General features: G+C 65.1%; 17 protein-coding genes. 10 read left to right on the forward strand and 7 right to left on the reverse strand.

All coding sequences use genetic code 11. The annotated features are described in order from the left end of the window. The first annotated feature begins 51 nt into the window (after nucleotides 1-51). The 4 genes from WS96_RS17170 to WS96_RS17185 all read left to right on the forward strand — a co-directional run bounded on the left by WS96_RS17170 (nucleotide 52) and on the right by WS96_RS17185 (nucleotide 3,499). On the forward strand, nucleotides 52-792 hold the full coding sequence (locus tag WS96_RS17170; protein WP_006485181.1) for an acetoacetate decarboxylase: 741 nt from the start codon (nucleotides 52-54) through the stop codon (nucleotides 790-792). Nucleotides 793-844: 52 nt separating this feature from the next. Further along, on the forward strand, nucleotides 845-1,630 hold the full coding sequence (locus tag WS96_RS17175; RefSeq protein ID WP_059786261.1) for a 3-hydroxybutyrate dehydrogenase: 786 nt from the start codon (nucleotides 845-847) through the stop codon (nucleotides 1,628-1,630). 126 nt (nucleotides 1,631-1,756) lie between these two features. Beyond that, entirely contained in the window at nucleotides 1,757-2,974 is a 1,218-nt protein-coding gene (locus tag WS96_RS17180) for a patatin-like phospholipase family protein (RefSeq protein ID WP_034205797.1), read from the forward strand. Between the two features lie 60 nt (nucleotides 2,975-3,034). Then, entirely contained in the window at nucleotides 3,035-3,499 is a 465-nt protein-coding gene (locus tag WS96_RS17185) for a hypothetical protein (protein ID WP_059786260.1), read from the forward strand. Nucleotides 3,500-3,540: 41 nt separating this feature from the next. Here the strand turns inward: WS96_RS17185 and WS96_RS17190 are convergent, their stop codons facing one another. Continuing rightward, nucleotides 3,541-4,425, reverse strand: a complete 885-nt coding sequence (locus WS96_RS17190) for a LysR family transcriptional regulator (protein WP_034205799.1) — start codon at nucleotides 4,423-4,425, stop codon at nucleotides 3,541-3,543. Nucleotides 4,426-4,546: 121 nt separating this feature from the next. Here WS96_RS17190 and argC point away from each other — a divergent pair, with 121 nt between their 5' ends. Next, nucleotides 4,547-5,488, forward strand: a complete 942-nt coding sequence (gene argC, locus WS96_RS17195; RefSeq protein ID WP_059834042.1) for an N-acetyl-gamma-glutamyl-phosphate reductase — start codon at nucleotides 4,547-4,549, stop codon at nucleotides 5,486-5,488. 65 nt (nucleotides 5,489-5,553) lie between these two features. Here the strand turns inward: argC and WS96_RS17200 are convergent, their stop codons facing one another. Next, nucleotides 5,554-6,477 carry a LysR substrate-binding domain-containing protein gene (locus tag WS96_RS17200; protein WP_059834044.1) on the reverse strand — a complete coding sequence of 308 codons (924 nt, stop codon included), beginning with the start codon at nucleotides 6,475-6,477 and terminating at the stop codon, nucleotides 5,554-5,556. 115 nt (nucleotides 6,478-6,592) lie between these two features. Here WS96_RS17200 and WS96_RS17205 point away from each other — a divergent pair, with 115 nt between their 5' ends. Further along, nucleotides 6,593-7,678, forward strand: a complete 1,086-nt coding sequence (locus WS96_RS17205; RefSeq protein ID WP_059786257.1) for a tartrate dehydrogenase — start codon at nucleotides 6,593-6,595, stop codon at nucleotides 7,676-7,678. Nucleotides 7,679-8,156: 478 nt separating this feature from the next. Here WS96_RS17205 and WS96_RS17210 read toward each other — a convergent pair whose 3' ends face one another. The 4 genes from WS96_RS17210 to WS96_RS17225 form a co-directional block, all read right to left on the reverse strand. Continuing rightward, the gene (locus tag WS96_RS17210) at nucleotides 8,157-8,636 is read right to left on the reverse strand and encodes a nuclear transport factor 2 family protein (protein ID WP_034205803.1); all 480 of its coding nucleotides are present in this window, start codon (nucleotides 8,634-8,636) and stop codon (nucleotides 8,157-8,159) included. Nucleotides 8,637-8,699: 63 nt separating this feature from the next. Then, on the reverse strand, nucleotides 8,700-9,305 hold the full coding sequence (locus WS96_RS17215) for a TetR/AcrR family transcriptional regulator (protein WP_059834046.1): 606 nt from the start codon (nucleotides 9,303-9,305) through the stop codon (nucleotides 8,700-8,702). Nucleotides 9,306-9,858: 553 nt separating this feature from the next. Further along, a complete protein-coding gene (gene tdh / locus WS96_RS17220) occupies nucleotides 9,859-10,887 on the reverse strand; it encodes an L-threonine 3-dehydrogenase (protein ID WP_059786253.1) in 1,029 nt (342 codons plus the stop codon). Nucleotides 10,888-10,900: 13 nt separating this feature from the next. Beyond that, nucleotides 10,901-12,100 carry a glycine C-acetyltransferase gene (locus WS96_RS17225; RefSeq protein ID WP_059834048.1) on the reverse strand — a complete coding sequence of 400 codons (1,200 nt, stop codon included), beginning with the start codon at nucleotides 12,098-12,100 and terminating at the stop codon, nucleotides 10,901-10,903. A gap of 158 nt (nucleotides 12,101-12,258) precedes the next feature. Here WS96_RS17225 and WS96_RS17230 point away from each other — a divergent pair, with 158 nt between their 5' ends. The 3 genes from WS96_RS17230 (at nucleotide 12,259) to WS96_RS17240 (ending at nucleotide 14,511) form a co-directional block, all read left to right on the forward strand. Then, nucleotides 12,259-12,870 carry a helix-turn-helix domain-containing protein gene (locus tag WS96_RS17230; RefSeq protein ID WP_034205807.1) on the forward strand — a complete coding sequence of 204 codons (612 nt, stop codon included), beginning with the start codon at nucleotides 12,259-12,261 and terminating at the stop codon, nucleotides 12,868-12,870. 141 nt (nucleotides 12,871-13,011) lie between these two features. Continuing rightward, complete coding sequence (locus tag WS96_RS17235) at nucleotides 13,012-13,389, forward strand: DUF2471 family protein (RefSeq protein WP_059834050.1); 378 nt, start codon at nucleotides 13,012-13,014, stop codon at nucleotides 13,387-13,389. A gap of 102 nt (nucleotides 13,390-13,491) precedes the next feature. Next, the gene (locus tag WS96_RS17240) at nucleotides 13,492-14,511 is read left to right on the forward strand and encodes a tyrosine-type recombinase/integrase (RefSeq protein ID WP_034205809.1); all 1,020 of its coding nucleotides are present in this window, start codon (nucleotides 13,492-13,494) and stop codon (nucleotides 14,509-14,511) included. Nucleotides 14,512-14,646: 135 nt separating this feature from the next. On the opposite strand, the gene WS96_RS17245 is transcribed toward WS96_RS17240, so the two are convergent. Then, nucleotides 14,647-15,828 carry a DNA-binding protein gene (locus WS96_RS17245; protein ID WP_059834052.1) on the reverse strand — a complete coding sequence of 394 codons (1,182 nt, stop codon included), beginning with the start codon at nucleotides 15,826-15,828 and terminating at the stop codon, nucleotides 14,647-14,649. Between the two features lie 1,819 nt (nucleotides 15,829-17,647). On the opposite strand from WS96_RS17245, the gene WS96_RS17250 reads away from it, so the two are divergent. Continuing rightward, nucleotides 17,648-19,015 (forward strand): replication initiation protein, encoded by a 1,368-nt coding sequence (locus WS96_RS17250; RefSeq protein ID WP_034205810.1) that lies wholly within the window; start codon nucleotides 17,648-17,650, stop codon nucleotides 19,013-19,015. Nucleotides 19,016-19,026: the final 11 nt, after the last annotated feature.

Below are 19,026 nucleotides of genomic sequence, written 5' to 3' on the forward strand. Positions count from 1 at the left end.
CATACGATTACGACCACTCATCCACGAAGCGATCAACAACAAGGAGTCCGCATGAAACCCAGCGATGTCCGATCGAAAGCGTTTGCGATGCCGTTGACCAGCCCTGCGTTCCCGATGGGTCCGTACCGTTTCGTCGATCGTGAGTTTCTGATCATCACGTACCGCACCGATCCGGACCGCCTCCGCGAAATCGTCCCCGAGCCGCTGCAGGTCACCGAGCCGCTCGTGCATTACGAATTCATCCGCATGGCCGATTCGACCGGCTTCGGCGATTACACCGAAAGCGGCCAGGTGATTCCCGTCGAATACAACGGCCAGGCGGGCGGCTATACGCTGGCGATGTATCTCGACGATCACCCGCCGATCGCCGGCGGCCGCGAGCTGTGGGGCTTCCCGAAGAAGCTCGCGTCGCCCACGCTGCACGTGAACACCGATCACATCCTGGGCACGCTCGACTACGGCAAGGTGCGCGTCGCGACCGGCACGATGGGCTACAAGCACAAGGAGCTCGACATCGACGAGCAGACGAAGCGGCTCGCCGGCCCCAATTTCCTGCTGAAGATCATCCCGCACGTCGACGGCACCGCGCGCGTCTGCGAACTGGTGCGCTATTACATGCAGGACATCAAGATGAAGGGCGCGTGGACGGGCCCCGCATCGCTCGAGCTGGCGCCGCACGCGCTCGCGCCGGTGGCCGATCTGCCCGTGCTCGAGATCGTCGAAGCACGCCACCTCGTCGCGGATTTGACGCTGGGCCTCGGCGAAGTCGTCTACGATTACCTGGCCCAGTAACGCGTCCGCAGTCCTTTCTCCCTGTCAATCCTTTTACTACGGGAATTCGAACATGAGCAACCTGAATGGCAAGACCGCCGTCGTCACGGGCGCCGCGAGCGGCATCGGCAAGGAAATCGCGCTGGAGCTGGCCAAGGCAGGCGCGGCCGTCGCGATCGCCGACCTGAACCAGGACGGCGCGAACGCGGTCGCCGACGAGATCAACAAGGCAGGCGGCAAGGCGATCGGCGTCGCGATGGACGTGACCAGCGAGGAAGCCGTGAACACCGGCATCGACAAGGTGGCCGAAGCGTTCGGCTCGATCGACATCCTCGTGTCGAACGCCGGTATCCAGATCGTCAACCCGATCGAGAACTATTCGTTCTCCGACTGGAAGAAGATGCAGGCGATCCACGTGGACGGCGCGTTCCTGACGACGAAGGCCGCGCTCAAGCACATGTACAAGGACGATCGCGGCGGCGTCGTGATCTACATGGGTTCGGTGCACTCGCACGAAGCGTCGCCGCTGAAGTCGGCGTACGTGACGGCCAAGCACGGGCTGCTGGGCCTTGCGCGCGTGCTGGCGAAGGAAGGTGCGAAGCACAACGTGCGCTCGCACGTCGTGTGTCCGGGCTTCGTGCGTACGCCGCTGGTCGACAAGCAGATTCCGGAGCAGGCGAAGGAGCTCGGCATCAGCGAAGAGGAAGTGATCAAGAAGGTCATGCTCGGCAACACGGTCGACGGCGTGTTCACGACGGTGCAGGACGTCGCGCAGACGGTGCTGTTCCTGTCGGCATTCCCGAGCGCCGCGCTCACGGGCCAGTCGTTCATCGTCAGCCACGGCTGGTTCATGCAGTAACGCCGGCGCTTCCCCGGCGGCGGGCGAGTTTCCGCGCCGCCGTCATTCTTGCGATGGCGAGCCGTCGTCGATCGACGCCACGCCGTCCATCACCGCCGTCCACGGCGGGATTTCTCGGAGCAACTGATGAAACCGCACGCGCGTACAGAAAAGCAGGCCGTCGATGCGGCGGACCTGCACCACGAAGCCGGTGCGCCGGCCGCTGCGCGGTCGCTGCCGTACGAAACGATCGCGCTCGTCCTGCAAGGCGGCGGCGCGCTCGGCGCGTATCAGGCCGGCGTATTCGAAGGGCTGCATGAAGCAGGCATTCCGCTCGACTGGATCGCGGGCATCTCGATCGGCGCGCTCAACACCGCGCTGATCGCCGGCAACGCGCCCGAGCATCGCGTCGAGCGCCTGCGCGAATTCTGGGAAACGATCTGCCAGCCGGCGTTCTTTCCGGCGATTCCGGCCGCGTTCGAATTCGCGCTGTTCAACAGCATCGATCAAATCCGCACGTTCTTCACCGCGTCGCAGGCCGCCAGCGCGATGATGCAGGGCCAGCAGGGCTTCTTCGTGCCGCGCTTTCCGCCGCCGCTGCCCGGCGTGTCCGACCATCCGGAAAAAATCAGCTGGTACGACACGTCGGCGCTGCGCACGACGTTGCTGAAACTGTGCGACTTCGACCGGATCAATTCGGGCGAGACGCGCGTGTCGGTCGGCGCGGTCAACGTCGGCACCGGCAACTTCGTGTACTTCGACAACTCGCGCATCCGTCTCGCGCCCGAGCATTTCATGGCGTCCGGTGCGTTGCCGCCCGCGTTCCCGCCCGTCGAGATCGACGGCGAGTACTACTGGGACGGCGGCGTCGTGTCGAACACGCCGCTGATGGAAGTGCTCCGCGCCCGGCCGCGCCGCGACACGCTCGCGTTCCAGGTCGATCTGTGGAGCGCGCGCGGGCCGCTGCCGCGCACGATGGCCGACGTCGCCGAGCGCACGAAGGACGTGCAGTATTCGAGCCGCACGCGTTTCGTCACCGATACGCTGCAACGCGAACAGCGCTACCGCAACGTGCTGCGCCACGTGCTCGACCAGGTGCCGGAAGAGCAACGGAAGAACGACCCGTGGTGCGTCGAGGCCGAAGAGATGTCGAGCGGGAAGAAGTACAACATCCAGCACCTGATCTATCAGCAGAAAGCGTACGAGCATCACTACAAGGACTATCAGTTCGGTCTGTCGACGATGCGCGACCACTGGTCCGCGGGTCTCGACGACATCCGCAAGACGCTCGCGGTGAAGGACGGCCTCGCGCTGCCCGTCAACGACGCGGGCTTCGTCACGCACGACATTCACCGCCGCCGGTAATGCCGTGTGCAACGGGCCGGCGCGCTGCATGCGCCGGCCCGTCCTCCTTTCCGATTCGACATGCCGATTTTCATTGCGCTATTCGCGCTCATCGCCCTGGGATGGGGCGCCGTTCACCTGTTTCACGTCATCGCCGCGCAGTTCGGCCAGCCGGTCGCGATCGCGGCCGCCGTGCTGGCCGCCGCGCTCCTGATCGCACTGATCGCGTGGTGGCTCAAGCGCCGCCGCGACATCGCACCGAACACGAAGGAACAAGGCTGGACGCATATCGTGCATCGCGCATGGGGCGAGTTGCGCGTGTCCGCGACGCAAGGGCTGCTGTGGCTGTCGCATGACGGCGCGGACGGCCGCTATACGCTGTCGCAGCTCGACGGTTGCGAGGCCGCACCGATCGACGGCCGCTGGCATCTCGTCGTGCGCGTGCGCGACGCCGTGCGCGGTGAATGGAAGCTGCCGATGATGGACAAGCGCGATGCGCAGCGCTGGGCGCGCGTGCTGATGCTCGCGAAGGACAACCGGCTCTGAACGCGCGTGCGGGCCGCACGGCCCGGCCGCGCGACGGCCCGCTATCGCGCGCCGAGCGCCCGCAGCGCATCGAGCACATGCTGCGTCGCCCGTTCGACCGGGCCGGCTCGATGGGCAATCCCCAGCTCGCGCCACAACGCCGGGCGTAGGGGCCGCATGACGATGCGCGCATCCGGCAACGGGGCGCCCGCCTCGTGCGGCAGCAGCGTCGCGCCGTAACCTGCGGCAACCAGGCTCTTGATCGCATCGTTGTAGTTGAGCGCGATCCGCGGCTCGGGCCGGTGGCCGCCGAGCGCGAACCATTCGGTCGTGAGCCGCGACAGGCGCGTCGTCGCATCGTTGAGAATCAGCGGCCGCGCGGCCAGATACGCCGGCGTCACCCGGGCCGGAAGCGGCCAGTCCGCGGGCAGGAAAGCCATCACCGGATCGCGGCGCCACGGGCGGATCGTCAGTCCCGCGACCGGCGCTTGCGGCAGCGCGACCAACCCGACATCGAGCGTGCCTTGTGCGATGCGCGACAGCGTGTCGTGCGACGTGAGCACCGCGATCTGCACATCGATATCCGGATGCTGCGCGCGCAATCCGGCCACCGCCTGCGGCAACAGATGCGCGATCGCCCCGGTCGATGCGCCGAGGCGTACGCGCCCGGTCAATCCCTGCACCTGTCGCTGCACGTCGTCCAGCGTGGATTCGACTTCGGCCAGCAGACGCCGCGCCCGCTCCACCAGCACTTCGCCGATCACGGACGGGCGCACGTTGCCGCGGGTACGCGACAGCAGCGGCGCGCCGACGCGGCTTTCCAGCTCGGCGACATGCAGGCTGACGGTCGGCGGGGCGAGATGAAGCCATTGCGCCGCCGCCACGAAGGAGCCCTGGTCCGCGATCGCGACCAGCGTACGCAGGCGGTCCAGACTGATCTCGCGCATCACACACCTCTCGTTCAGAAAAGCTGAATCGGACGATCAGCAAATTCAACTTTTCCTATTCTAGGCGTTCGGTGGACGATACGGCTTCCCCCGACGACCGAACGCGACGAACACGACCATCATGAGCTTCCCCACTGTCTTCATCGACGGCGACCAGGGCACGACCGGGTTGCAGATTCACGCGCGTCTGCGCGAGCGCACCGACGTGCGGCTGCTCACGCTTCCCGCCGCCGAACGCAAGGACCCCGCGCGGCGCGCCGACGCACTCAACGCGTGCGATATCGCGATCCTGTGCCTGCCCGACGCGGCCGCGCGCGAAGCGGTCGGCTTCATCCGGAATCCGGCGGTACGCGTGATCGACGCCAGTTCGGCCCATCGCACGCAGCCCGAATGGATCTACGGCTTTCCCGAGATGGCCGACGGACAGGCGCGACACATTGCGCAGGCAAAGCGCGTGACCAATCCGGGCTGCTATCCGACGGGCGCGATCGGCCTGCTTCGTCCGCTCCTGCAGGCCGGGCTGCTGCCGCGCGACTACCCGGTGAGCATCCATGCGGTGTCCGGTTATTCGGGCGGCGGGCGGGCCGCCGTCGATGCATTCGAATCGGGCGACGCCGCCGCACGCGCGTTGCCGCTGCAGGTCTACGGCCTCGCACTCGAGCACAAGCACGTGCCCGAGATCCGGCAACACGCGGGGCTCGCGCACCGCCCGTTCTTCGTGCCGGCCTACGGTGCCTATCGGCAAGGCATCGTGCTCACCATCCCGATCGAGCTGCGCCTGCTGCCGGCCGGGGTGACGGGCGAGCGGTTGCATGCCTGTCTCGCGCATCACTACGCGGATGCGCGTCACGTCGACGTGATGCCGCTCGCGGACGCACGCGCGGCAACGCATCTCGATCCGCAAGCGTTGAACGGCACCAATGATCTGCGGCTCGGCGTGTTCGTCAACGCAGACGGCACCCAGGTGCTGCTGTCCGCCGTGTTCGACAATCTCGGCAAAGGGGCATCCGGCGCCGCCGTGCAGAATCTCGACTTGATGCTCGGCGCGCGACACGCGGCGTGACGCGCCCGCAGGCACCGTCGACGGTGCCTGCGCACGTCCCCGTAAAAGCTCACCTTTAGCCGATTTCAGGCCGTATCGTGACCCGCGGCGGCATCCAGGCCGGCCAGCGCCTCCACCAGAAAATCCACGCACACGCGCACCTTCGCCGATGCCGCGACGCGTTCCGGATACACGGCCCAGATGTTCGCGGGCTGGATCGCATCCGGCAGCACGCGGCACAATGCGCCGCCCTCGATCAGCGGCCGGGCCTCCCAGATCGAGCGCAGCACGATGCCGCGCCCGGCCAGCGCCCATTGCACGGCCACCTCGCCATGGTTCGTCGACAGCGCGCCGCCGACCTTCACCGTCGCCGTTTCGCCGCGCACGTTCAGTCGCCATACGCCGAACGGATGATCGCGCTCCTTGATCGCGAGACAGTCGTGCGAGGCCAGATCCGCGAGCGAGCGCGGCATCCCGCGGCGAGCGAGATAGTCGGGCGACGCACACAGCACGCGATGGTTCGCGGCAAGGCGGCGCGCGATCAGATGATCGGCGATCTCGTCGCCGATGCGCACGTCGAGGTCATAGCCTTCGCCGGCAACATCGACGAGCCGGTCGAACAGATCGAGCCGCACGTTCAGTTGCGGATAGCGCGCGCTGAAGTCGAGCAGCGCCGGCGCGACGACGTGCCGGCCGAAGCCGAAGCTGCTCGACATGCGCAGCGTGCCGCGCGGCACCGTGCGCGTGGTCGACACGTCCTCGACGAGATGATCGACGTCGTCGAGAATCTTTTCGGCGCGCGCGAGCACGCGTTCGCCGGCTTCGGTGACCGTCATGCGGCGTGTCGAGCGATGCAGCAGGCGCGTGCCGAGCTGCGCCTCGAGCATCGCGACGCGCTTGCTGACGTACGCGGGCGACACCGCGAGCTGCTCGGCGGCCGCGCTGAAGCTCGCGAGGCGGACGACCACGCTGAACACGCGCAGATCGTCGAGGTTCGGCGATTTGTTCACGATTCGTGGAAAGTCGATTAACTTTTGCGCGATTTTAATCCATATGGAAATAAATAGAATGACGTGACGGGCCGCTGTCTTCCCGGCAGCCGGCCGAACAGCCAAGGAGATTTGCATGACCGACAGGACTTACAGGATTGCCGTGATCCCCGGCGACGGCATCGGCCGCGAAGTGATGCCCGAGGGCCTGCGCGTGCTCGACGCCGTGACCGCGCGCTTCGGCGTGCGTTTCGACTTCGTCGAGATCGACTGGGCGAGCTGCGACTACTACGCGCAGCACGGCACGATGATGCCGGACGACTGGAAAGCGCAGCTGTCGGGCATGGACGCGATCCTGTTCGGCGCGGTCGGCTGGCCGGCGACGGTGCCCGATCACATTTCGCTGTGGGGCTCGCTGCTGAAATTCCGCCGCGAATTCGACCAGTACATCAACCTGCGGCCCGCGCGCCTGTTCGACGGCGTACCGTCGCCGCTCGCCGGCCGCCGCGCGGGCGACATCGATTTCATGATCGTGCGCGAGAACACCGAGGGCGAATATTCGTCGGTCGGCGGCACGATGTTCGAAGGCACCGAGCGCGAAGTCGTGATGCAGCAGTCGATCTTCACGCGGCACGGCACCGAGCGCGTGCTGAAATTCGCGTTCGAGCTCGCGCAGCGGCGCGCGAAGCGCGTCACCGTCGCGACGAAAAGCAACGGCATCGCGATCAGCATGCCGTGGTGGGACGCGCGCGCGGCCGAGATGGCCGAACGCTATCCGGAGATCGCGGTCGACAAGCAGCACATCGACATCCTGTGCGCGCGGTTCGTCCTGCAGCCGGATCGCTTCGACGTCGTCGTCGCATCGAATCTGTTCGGCGACATCCTGTCGGATCTCGGGCCGGCCTGTACGGGCACGATCGGCATCGCGCCGTCGGCGAACCTGAACCCCGACCGTACGTTCCCGTCGCTGTTCGAACCCGTACACGGTTCGGCGCCCGACATCGCGGGGCAGTACATCGCGAACCCGATCGCGATGATCTGGTCGGCCGCGATGATGCTCGACTTCCTCGGTAACGGCACGGGCCGCGAGCGCGACGCGCACGATGCGATCGTCGCCGCGATCGAGGACGTGCTGCGCACGGGGCCGCGGACGCGCGATCTCGGCGGCCACGCGGGCACGCAGGAAGTGGGCGAGGCGATCGCCGCGCGGATTGCGGGGTGAGTGAAGGTCGTGCCCGACGTTCGCGCCGGGCTGCGCTGCGCTGCGCTCGAGCATCCGTCTGCGGTGAGCGACACGCGATGCCGTTACGCACTTGTGCGGACGCCGCCGATGCGTCGGCGGCGACATCGAACGGTGAGCCACGGCACCTCGCAACGCGCACGGCTCGTGAGGTTGTTCCTTGAAAGTCGAAAGACGATCCGATCGGTGAGTTGCACTGCGCGCTCGCCCACACCGATCGTCGATGCACGATCGCATCGGCGCGATCGGTGAGATGCATCACGCAGGGAAGCACACCGCAGCACTTCGACGCATGCATCGCTTGACTCGTGCGATGTCGCGTCGATCTGTTCAACGCACACAGCTCGACGCGACATTTCACCTCGTCCCGAAAAATCTCACCTTCAGCGGCCGGCTCCCGAATTTCCTCACCATTGAACCTGGCCGATGCGTTCGCCGATCCGTCGAACGCAGACGCGCATCACAGCCCGAGGTCGGACAGTCCCGGATGATCGTCCGGACGACGGCCGAGCGGCCAGCGATAAAGACGGTCCGCCTCGCGAATCGGCAGATCGTTGATGCTCGCGTGACGATGCGCCATCAGGCCGTTTTCATCGAACTCCCAGTTCTCGTTGCCGTACGAACGGAACCAGTTGCCCGCATCGTCATGCCACTCGTACGCAAAGCGCACCGCGATGCGGTTGCCGCCGAACGCCCACAGCTCCTTGATCAGGCGGTAATCGAGTTCGCGCGTCCACTTCCGCTGCAGCAGCCCGACGATCTCGTCGCGGCCCGTCACGAACTCCGCGCGATTGCGCCAGCGGCTTTGCGGCGTATAGGCGAGCGACACGCGTTGCGGGTCGCGCGTGTTCCATGCGTCCTCGGCGGCGCGCACCTTCTGGCGCGCCGTTTCGAGCGTGAACGGCGGAACGGGCGGACGAACTTCGGGGGAAGCGGACATGGGTTGCTCCTGTTCAGGGTTCGGGCTGCGCATGCACGCAGCCGGGTGGATTCGCTGCGCCGACTACCGCGACACGGTATCGAGCAGCAGTTCAGCCGTCGCGCGCGTATCGCGCGCGGCGTTTGCATCGCCACTGACGAGCGCCACGCCGATCGCGCCGTCGATCAACACGAGCCACTGACGCGCGATGCGGGCGAGCCCGCGGCGCTCGATGCCGGTTTCGTCGGCAAGGGCGTCGAAGCGCTCGCGCACGAACGCCAGCAGGCGCGCCTTGTGCATGCGGGCGACGACGCGCACGGGATCGTCGGCGTCGGGGATCTCGCCCGACGCATTCAGGAACGCGCAACCGTGAAAGTCGGGTTGCCCGAACCAGTCGCGCAGCACGTCGAACATGCCGAGCAGTTGCGCGCGCGGCGTCTTGCCGCGCGCCAGCGTGGCGTCGACGAACCAGCGCATCCAGCGCTCGTCGCGACGTTCGAGCGCGGCGACGACCAGCGCCTCCTTCGATTCGAAATGCGAATAAAAGCTCTTTCGTGCCGCACCGGATCGCTTGACGATCGCATCGACGCCGGTCGCATGGATGCCACCCGAATAGATCAGCGCTTCGGCCGCGTCGAGCAGCCGGTCGCGAACGCCGGGTTCGCCGGAGGTGTCGGGAAATGTGTTCATGGGTTTACGGTAGAACGATCGTTCTCCTTCGTCAATAACCGGATGAAATGGCCCTGCCGGTGGGAGGGCCGAATCGTGGCCGACGCGCCGGCGCGTGACGTCGAGCCTTCGGCCCGACCCGGCGGATCGAAGGGTGAACGGATCAGGTAGCGGTCTACGCACCGATCGAGATCGACCGATGTCGATCGCATCGTGCATCAGTGAGTCGCGACGCTGCGTGCGACTCACGGTTAATATGCCGGATCGGCACGATATCGCACACGGTGTGCGTGCGAGCGCTCGCCCGCCAAGCGAAGCGGGGGAGGGTATGGAAGAGGGGAAACGGGCGCCGAATGGCGTGACGGAAAGAAGCGGCGCGCGTGTCGACAGGTGAAGCGAACGTGCCATTGCCCGTCACCGGCGCGGGATCGTGTGGCGATTCGGCGCGCAGACACGGCTCCCGAATAATCTCACCTCAACCGTCGAATCGCGCTTCCGAGGTTCGACGGTGCGCGTACGAACGAACACGGGGCAGGCGGCGAATGCGCCGCGCTGCCCCGTCTCGACACGCGACTCAGACCGTCCAGTCGAGAATCACCTTGCCGCTTTCGCCGGACAGCATCGCGGCGAAGCCTTGCTCGTAGTCGTCGGCCGCGAAGCGATGCGTAATGATCGGCGACAGGTCGAGGCCGCTCTGCAGCATCGCGACCATCTTGTACCAGGTCTCGAACATTTCGCGGCCGTAGATGCCCTTGATCTCGAGCCCCTTGAAGATCACCTGATTCCAGTCGATCGCCGTCTGCGCGGGCGGGATGCCGAGCAGCGCGACCTTGCCGCCGTGATTCATCGCCTCGAGCAGGCTCGTGAACGCGCTCGGCACGCCGGACATCTCGAGACCGACGTCGAAGCCTTCGGTCATGTGCAGGTCGGCCATCACGTCGCGCAGCGACTCGCGCGCGACGTTGACCGCGCGCGTCGCGCCCATCTTGCGCGCGAGCGAAAGCCGATAGTCGTTGATGTCGGTGATGACGACGTTGCGCGCGCCGACATGCTTCGCGATCGCGACGGCCATGATGCCGATCGGGCCCGCGCCGGTGATCAGCACGTCTTCGCCGACCAGATTGAACGACAGCGCCGTATGCGTCGCGTTGCCGAACGGATCGAAGATCGACGCGAGATCGTCGGAGATCTCCGGCGGAATCTTGAACGCGTTGAACGCCGGAATCGCCAGGTATTCGGCGAACGCGCCTTCGCGGTTCACGCCGACGCCCACCGTGTTGCGGCACAGATGCCGGCGCCCGGCGCGACAGTTGCGGCAAAAACCGCACGTGATGTGGCCTTCGCCCGACACGCGATCGCCGATCGCGAAACCGCGCACTTCCTGCCCCATCTCGACGATCTCGCCGACGTATTCGTGGCCGACGTGCATCGGCACCGGAATCGTCTTCTGCGCCCAGTCGTCCCACTTCCAGATATGGATATCGGTGCCGCAGATCGCCGTGCGGCGGATCTTGATCAACACGTCGTTGTGGCCGACTTCGGGGCGCTTCACGCGCGTGAGCGTGAGGCCGGGGCCGCGTTCGAGCTTTGCCAGTGCTTTCATGGTCGCGCCTCCGTCAGACGATGCCGAGCGACTGGCCGACGCGCACGAACGCGGCAACCGCCTGGTCGATCTGTTCGGGCGTATGCGCGGCGCTCATCTGCGTGCGGATGCGCGCGCGGCCGCGCGGCACGACGGGGAACGAGAAGCCGATCACGTAGACGCCCTCGCCGAGCAGCTTGTCGGCCATGTTCGTCGCGAGCTGGGCATCGCCGAGCATCACCGGGATGATCGGATGCGCGCCGGGCACGAGCGTGAAGCCGGCTTCGGTCATCTGCTTGCGGAACCGCGCGCCGTTCTCGCGCACACGCTCGCGCAGCGTCGCGCCCTCGTCGCTGCCGAGCAGCTCCAGCACCTTCAGCGACGCCGCGGCGATGCTCGGCGTGAGCGTGTTCGAGAACAGATATGGGCGCGAGCGCTGGCGCAGCAGCTCGATCACCTCGCGACGCGCGGCGACATAGCCGCCCGACGCGCCGCCGAGCGCCTTGCCGAGCGTGCCCGTGACGATGTCGACGCGGCCTTCGACGCCGCAGTGCTCGGGCGTGCCGCGGCCGTGCGTGCCGATGAAGCCGACCGCGTGCGAATCGTCGACCATCACGAGCGCGCCGTAGCGATCGGCGAGATCGCAGATGCCTTTGAGATCGGCGATGATGCCGTCCATCGAGAACACGCCGTCGGTCGCGATCAGCTTGTGGCGCGCGCCCGCGGCGTCGGCTTCCTTGAGCTTCGCCTCGAGGTCGGAAAGATCGTTGTTCTTGTAGCGCAGACGCTTCGCCTTGCACAGGCGAATGCCGTCGATGATGCTCGCGTGATTCAGCTCGTCGCTGATCACGGCGTCGTTCTCGTCGAGCAGCGTCTCGAACAGCCCGCCGTTCGCGTCGAAGCAGCTCGAATAGAGGATGCTGTCCTCGGTGCCGAGAAACGCGGCCAGCGCGCTTTCCAGTTGCTTGTGGACGGTTTGCGTGCCGCAGATGAAGCGCACCGATGCCATGCCGAAGCCGTCCTGGTCGAGGCCGGCTTTCGCCGCGTCGATCAGGCGCGAATCGTTCGCCAGACCCAGATAGTTGTTCGCGCAGAAATTGAGCACGCCGGCGCCGCCGGCGAGCCGCACGGCTGCCGCCTGGGGACTCGCGATCTCGCGCTCGGTCTTGTAAAAACCGTCCGCGCGGATCTGGTCGAGCGTCCCGCGCACCTGGGCGAGAAAGGCATCACGCATCGCAAAGCTCCTGACAGGGATTCGCATTCCGCAGCGCACGGCTCGTGGCGGCGCTGCGGCCTGCTACTGTTATAGTCGGTCGTTCGGTTGACCGCATTTATCCGATATTCCGAACTAGAATTCGAAATATCGAACAACTCTAAGCGAACGGAATCCAAATGGCAAGTTCCTCCGGATCGCGGCGCACGCGTGCCGACGCCGCCCCGCAGCCGCCGGCCGCGACCCCGCCGCGCGTGGGCGAGCAGATCCAGCGGCTGCGCAACGAGCGCAAGCTGACGCTCGACGACCTGTCGCGCGCAGCCGGCGTATCGAAATCGATGCTCTCCGAGATCGAACGCGACAAGGCCAACCCGACGATCGCCGTCGCGTGGCGGCTGACAAACGCGCTCGGCATCACGCTCGACGAACTGTTCTCGCAACCGAAGGCGCCCGAGACGATCCGCGTGGACGGCCCGCACGACATTCCGACGCTCGCGGGCCACGACGGCCGGTACCAGTTGCGCGTATGGGGCCCGATCGACCTCGCCGGCAAGTTCGAGTGGTATGAACTGACGCTGCCGGGCGGCGGCGCACTGGTATCGAACGCGCACGAACCCGGCACGCGCGAGCACCTCACCGTGCTGCAGGGCGCGATGGAAATCGAAGCCGCCGCGGCCAGCCGGCGCCTGAAGGCGGGCGACACCGCGCGCTACCCGGCCGACGAGCCGCATGCGATCCGCAATCCCGGCAAGACCGAAGCGCGGGCCTTGTTGATCGTGATACATCGCTGACGGCGCGTATAGCCGGCCAAAAGGTCAATCGCAGGCCAGTTGCGGAAAGTACTGTATGTTTGTACAGTAAACGGACATTCCGCCATGCAAGGGCCGGAACGGGCGCACCGAGGCGCCCGCCCCGGTCGACAGGAGCCTGCAATGACAGAAGAACAAGACTTGGCCGCGCTCAGCTTCAAGGCTGCCGCGCACGACCTCGAATTGATCGTTCGCCATATCGCCGGGCGCTACATCCGCCAGCGCGTGCCGCTGACGTGGCGCCTGCTGCACGCGATCGAAGCCGAAGCGCTCGCCGATCTCGGCTTCGCCAGCCGGCACGACGCCGGCATGCGTCAACTGTTCGAACGGCCGTCGGACATGACGTTTCCCGAAACGGACGATCCGATCGACTTCGGGCGTTCGAATGCGTTGCCCGCGGTCTTTTCGTTCGCCGTTCTCGCGTACGAAGCCGCGGCAACGACGCACGATACCCCGCGTCCCGCGCGCGCTCACCGCCAAACCAAGGCGTGGGGCGACTGATGGCCCAGCCCCGGCCGCGGCGCACCGCGGCCGGCTCACCCGCTTGCTGCCCGATACGTTGCGGAAAGGGCTACCATATACGCAACTAACGGAATTAATACCATGTCCCTTCCCGCCTCTCCCGACACCACTGCCCCGCCGGAAGAAAAGGATCTGTTCGACCGCGATGCGTCCGACTGGGTCGTCTCGCCCGAAGCCGCGTTCGACGCGTGGCTGGCCATGCAGGACTATCGCCGCTCGTCGGCCGATGTCTATCGCGCGCAATGGGGCGCGTTTCTCGCGTGGATGCGTGCACATCAAAAGAACCTGGCGACGGTCGATACGCCGACCATCGCGAACTTCGTCGGCGAGTTGCCGATCAAGAAAACGCAGCGGATGCGCTATCTTCGACTGATCGAGCGTGTGCTCGATCATGTCCGCCGCACCGAGTACGCATCGACCAATCCGGCCCGCTTCATTGCTCAGGATGGCGAAGCGAACTGGCGCAAGGCCCGCGACAACGAGCCGACCGGTTTCCTCACACCGGCGGAGCGCGCGACGTTGCTCGCGTATCTGTTTTCGCCGATCGGCGTATCGGGTTCCGCGTACTGGAAGGAACGTCGCGACCGGGCGCTCGTCGCCGCGTTTCTCGGTGCCGGCATCAAAACCGGAGAAGCGCGCGCACTTACGATTAGTTGCATCAATACGAGCACGACGTCGCTGCGGATCGAGTCGACGCATCCGGATTACGCGCGCGACACTCATCTGGCCTCGTTCGCGATCGCGTTGCTCGAAGCCTGGCTCACCGAACGCAAACGCCAGCAGATTCCGGGAGAGCTCGTGTTCCCCGCATCGCATGCCGGGCGGCCGATGCACAAGGCGACGATGCTGCGCGCGATCGACGCGATCGTCGAGTCGGCCGGGCTCACGTCGTCACGCACCGCGCGTGCAAGCCCGCAAACCTTGCGCAACACCTACGCGGCCGAACTGTTCGAGCACGACGTGCCGCCCGAGCGCGTCGGCAAATGGCTGGGCTTCATGCGGCCGATCTCGTCGAATCGCCTGCATCGCGCATGGAAAAACTGGCGCGACGGGCTGGCCGATAGCAGCGGTGATGCGTCCGACCGCGACGAAACTCACTGATCGGAAACGGCTGCTCACGCGGATCGATCCGTGAGCAGCCTTGCGTGGCGCAGCCTCACCCTTTCACAGCTCCCGAAAATCCTCACCGCTGGCTTCCCGGATCCTCTCACCTGTGCAGCGTTGCCGGCCTTCGGGTCAGGTATGCGCGAAACGTGCGGCGGCTTCGAAGCGGGACGGCCATGCGCCCGACGCGTGCTCGCACTCGGGGCACGTGACTTCGAAACCCTCGTCGCCATGTGACAGTTCCGGCTCGCCATCGCAATGCGGGCACCGGGTCGGCGCCGGAATCTCGTGATCCAACGAGGTGCCGATCGCGGCATACGCATCCGCATCCAGTTGTCCGGCGTCGGCCAGGCGCCGCAGCAACCCGGCGATTTCCGGATTCATTCCGCGGTTCGCACGCAACGAGCTCATGTCGCGCGTTGCGCGGTCCAGTTCGTCGCTCTGAGCGCGCAACTGTTCTTCGAGCCGATCGGCACGCGCCTTCGCCGAACTCAATTGCTGCAGGAAATCGAACTCCTTGCGCTGAACGTCGCGCAACCCGCTCTGGTAGGTCGACGCCATGCTGCGCAACGAGTCCAGTTCGACCAGCATCGGCTTGACACGGCGTTCGGCTTCGGCCACCGCATCCTTGATTTGTTGCGCGTAGTGCTCGGTGCGCTGCTGCAATTCGGCTTGCAGCGCATCGATGCGGTCGCGCAGCGCGGCGTTCTGTGCCTGTTCGGCATCGATCCGGCTGGCAGCCGCGGCCAGTTCCTTTTCCAGTCGGGCGACTGTGGTGAGCAACGTGGCTTCGCTTGCCGAACCGTGGGTGGTTTGCGACGCGAGCTGCACCTCGAGTTCGGTCACCCGTGCCTGCAATTGCTCGTTTCTCGCTTCACCGCGCGCGAGCGCTCCCTCGAGCGTTTCCTGGCGGACGGTTGCGTCCCGCAATCGCTGCTCGGCGTCCGCCATGTCGGCGCGAACCTGTTCCCGGTCTCCATCGAGGCTGTCGCGGGCGGCTTTCAATGCCTCTTCGTAGAGTGCGCCGAGCAACGCGCCGGCCTTTTCCTCGACGGCTTTAGGAATCGCCGCGCCGTCGAGTCTGATTTTGGACGCGGAACGGATGCGTTCCCAGAAATGGTCGATGTCTTTCGGGATATCGCTGGCGCTGCCGGTCTGGGTGAGATCGCGGACGTTGGCGGCCGACGGCCGGATACCGAGATCGAAGAACAAGCGCTTGCACGCGTGCAGCGACAATTCCTGGCGCCGTGCACCGCTTGCGCGCAGCGACTCCAGTTCTTCCCGAATGACTTGACGCATTTCGTCCAGGGTCATGGCAACACTCACAGACAATGAATGTGGCAATCATAACGAAATACGTATTTGTTGATACTTGTTTCGAGGGTCCGTTGTGAATTTACGTCGCTTTGCACGGAAATCGGGTTTGCGAGCCGATCTTGCTGAAGGAGGCCCGGGATTCCGTGAAACAAAGCGAAGAAAGTCGGCCAAACCCTTGTTCTACAAGCAATTTCCAGCAGGCCCCCAATTTGGGCATTTGTTTCACATGACGGCGAATCCGGTTGCCCGTGGGTGTTCAGGGGTTGGGGTGTCTGTGGAAAACTCGTCGGCCGATGTCTTGAGAGTATTAGAAGTAAACACCCTTGAACCCTTAGTTAAAAACGTTAACGCCACGGCACAGCCTTATGGGGTAAGGCTTTCCGGCCGACAAGGTGAAGTTTTACGGGAGCCAAGGTGATCTTCTGCGGGAGCTGACGTGATGGGGTTCAGGGAGCTGCGTGAGCCGTTGCAGGAAAGGTCGTGAGCGGATTCGGGATCACAGTAAAACACGAGTTTTCCCACAGGTGAGGGTTTTCGGGGCCACACAGCCACGAAAGCCGCGCGGCGCCTGTCTGCACAGTTTTCTGCCTGTGCAGACATAGGTGAGAATTTGCAGGACCTGCTTCGCGCCCCGATTCTGCCCATCTTTTGGGCAGATTTGACGAAAGGTGAGGTTTCACGGGACTCCACGGGAATTTGCTGTGAGGATTTCCGGGACGCGAACGCCATTTTGCACAGCAAAAGTGCGCTCCAGAGCCTGTGATGCCCCAAAGGTGAGGTTTTTCGGGAGGGAAATCCGGGTTTTCCTGCTCCGATCTCCTTAAGGTGAGCTTTTTCGGGGCATGGACCACAGGCCGCGACTCGACTCACAGGTGAGATTTTTCAGGAGCCGGATTTGCTGAAAAAATGGTCAAAGGTGAGGCTTTTCGGGAGACGTGACCGGCCGAATTCGCCGAAAAGCCCGCCAGGACTGGAAGAAATCCCGTTTTTGCTGTGCCACCTTTTGGCACAGGTGAGATTTTTCGGGGGCCGACATACGGTTGTCGTATGAAGGATCTCGGTCGAAAGGTGAGACTTTTCGGGGGAACCCTGCGCTGCACAGCCAAATGCCTTCCATGCATAAGTATCGGAACCGATTGGGATTTTTGATACCGCGCCGGTTACGGTGAGGTTTTTCGGGAGCCATTTCCGTGCCCGCTGCTGTGCCGCATTTTCTCCGAAAGGTGAGCGTTTTCGGGAGCTGTTGGCAGCCAGTCCCGCGTGTGTCGGGCCTTCGTCGGCATCCGGTCGAATCAACAGACTGTGCCTGAGGTGAGCATTTTCGGGACCGGACACGATTCGGCACTGTACAATGCGCGCCCGGACTGGCCGAGCGCCCGCCGATCGGGCCGCACGTGCCGGTTTCGCCGGCGGTTTTCCGCGTGTCGAAGCCGAACCGGTCTCCCGGGGAGCCGCGCCTGTACATGCATACAGGCCGATGTGCGGCGCGGGGCGAGGAACGGCTGAGCAATTGCGACCCTGTGTCGGACTCACGGGTTGTGAAGTCGCAAAATTACGACAAATCGAAAGGTGAGCCGATACGGGAGCCAATTTCGCACGTGTCGTGCACAGGTGAAATTCTGTGAATCGGCGCATGCCGCGGCACGTCTGGAAGAGTCCGGAACGCCGCACTGGCGGACCGGTGAGCCTTTTCGGGAGCGGTTCGGGTGAGCGCCGTTTTGCCGGCACGCTTCACCGGCTATGGTGAGCATGTCGTTCTGGACGCACATCACCGCAGGCGCTATCCTTCCGGGAAACTTCTCCTCCGACCCGACGTATGGCCACGACGAAGCGCGCCAAGAAAACCGATGTGGATGTGGTGAGTGCCAGTTCAGCCGAATTGCGAAAGGCCGTCGAGGCGATCGCCATTCAGCCGAAGAGCGGCAAGATCACGCTCCTCACTCGCAAGCTGTTCAATGTCCTGCTGGCCGTCGCGCAGCAGGCCGACGACTCGGGCGACACGTATCGCGCGCTGCTGTCGGACATCGTCGCCAACTCCGCTTTCGATTCGAACGACACCGCGCTGGTGAAGGAACACCTGCGCCGCATGGTGTCGGTGCAGGTCGAATGGAGCACGGGCACCTCGAGCCAGAAGCCGGGCCGCAAGTGGGGGATCTCCACGCTGATCGCCGATGCGGAAATTCTCGAGGATCCGACGACCCGCCGCGTGTGGGTCGAATTCTCGTTCGCACCGAAGATCAAGAAGAAACTGCTCGACCCGGTCCAGTATGCGCGCCTGAGCCTGCAGTTCCAGAGCCAGCTGCGCAGCAGCGCCGGTCTCGCGCTGTACGAGATCTGCGTGCGCTACCTGACTAACCCGAGCCACCTGACGATGCGCGAGCCGTGGGAATGGTGGCGGCCGATCCTGTCGGGCACGCCCGACACGGAAGCCGGCGACGAAGCGAAGCGCGAGTACAAGTACTTCAAGCGCGACTACCTGCGGCCCGCGATCGCGGAAGTCAACGCGGTCACCAACATCTTCGTCGAGCTGATCGAGCATCGCGAAGGGCGTCGGGTTGCCGAGATCCAGTTCCGCGTGACCGAGCGCAAGCAGCCGATGCTCGCGCTCGACGAACACCCGAACGTGTTCGACAGCACGCTGGTCGACCGGATGGTGAAGCTCGGGATTCCGCTGAAGGAAGCGCAGACGCTCTATGCGGACAGCGAGGAAAACCGGATTCGCGCCGCACTGCAGATGACCGAGCAGCGGATGCGCAGCACGACGCTGCCGCCGGTGCGCAGCGCGCCGGCGCTGTTCAAGGATGCGCTGAAGAAGGGGTATGCGCCGCCGGTCGAGTCGGTCGACGCGCTGCCGGCCGGCATGCCGTCCGCGAAGGTCGCGGCGGCGCAACCGGACGATCTGAAGGCTCGCTTGCTGAGCGAGTTCGCGGCGTTCCGTCGCAAGGAAGCGAAGGTGCTGTACGAGGAGCAGGGCGACGCGGAGCGTGAAGTGGCGCGCGAGTCGTTCGAGTCGGAGGCATTGCCGACGATGGGCTCGCATCTGCGCGACGACTGGCGCAAGCGCGGCCTCGATTCCAAGCTGGCCGAGACGGCCTTTTTCGACTGGCTGGCGCAGAAGACCTGGGGCGAGCCGACGGATGGCGATCTGCTGTCGTTCACGCTGAACCAGTCGCGGGCCGCTTGAGGCCCGCTCAG

Source organism: Burkholderia sp. MSMB1835 (assembly GCF_001526365.1).
Lineage (GTDB): Bacteria > Pseudomonadota > Gammaproteobacteria > Burkholderiales > Burkholderiaceae > Burkholderia.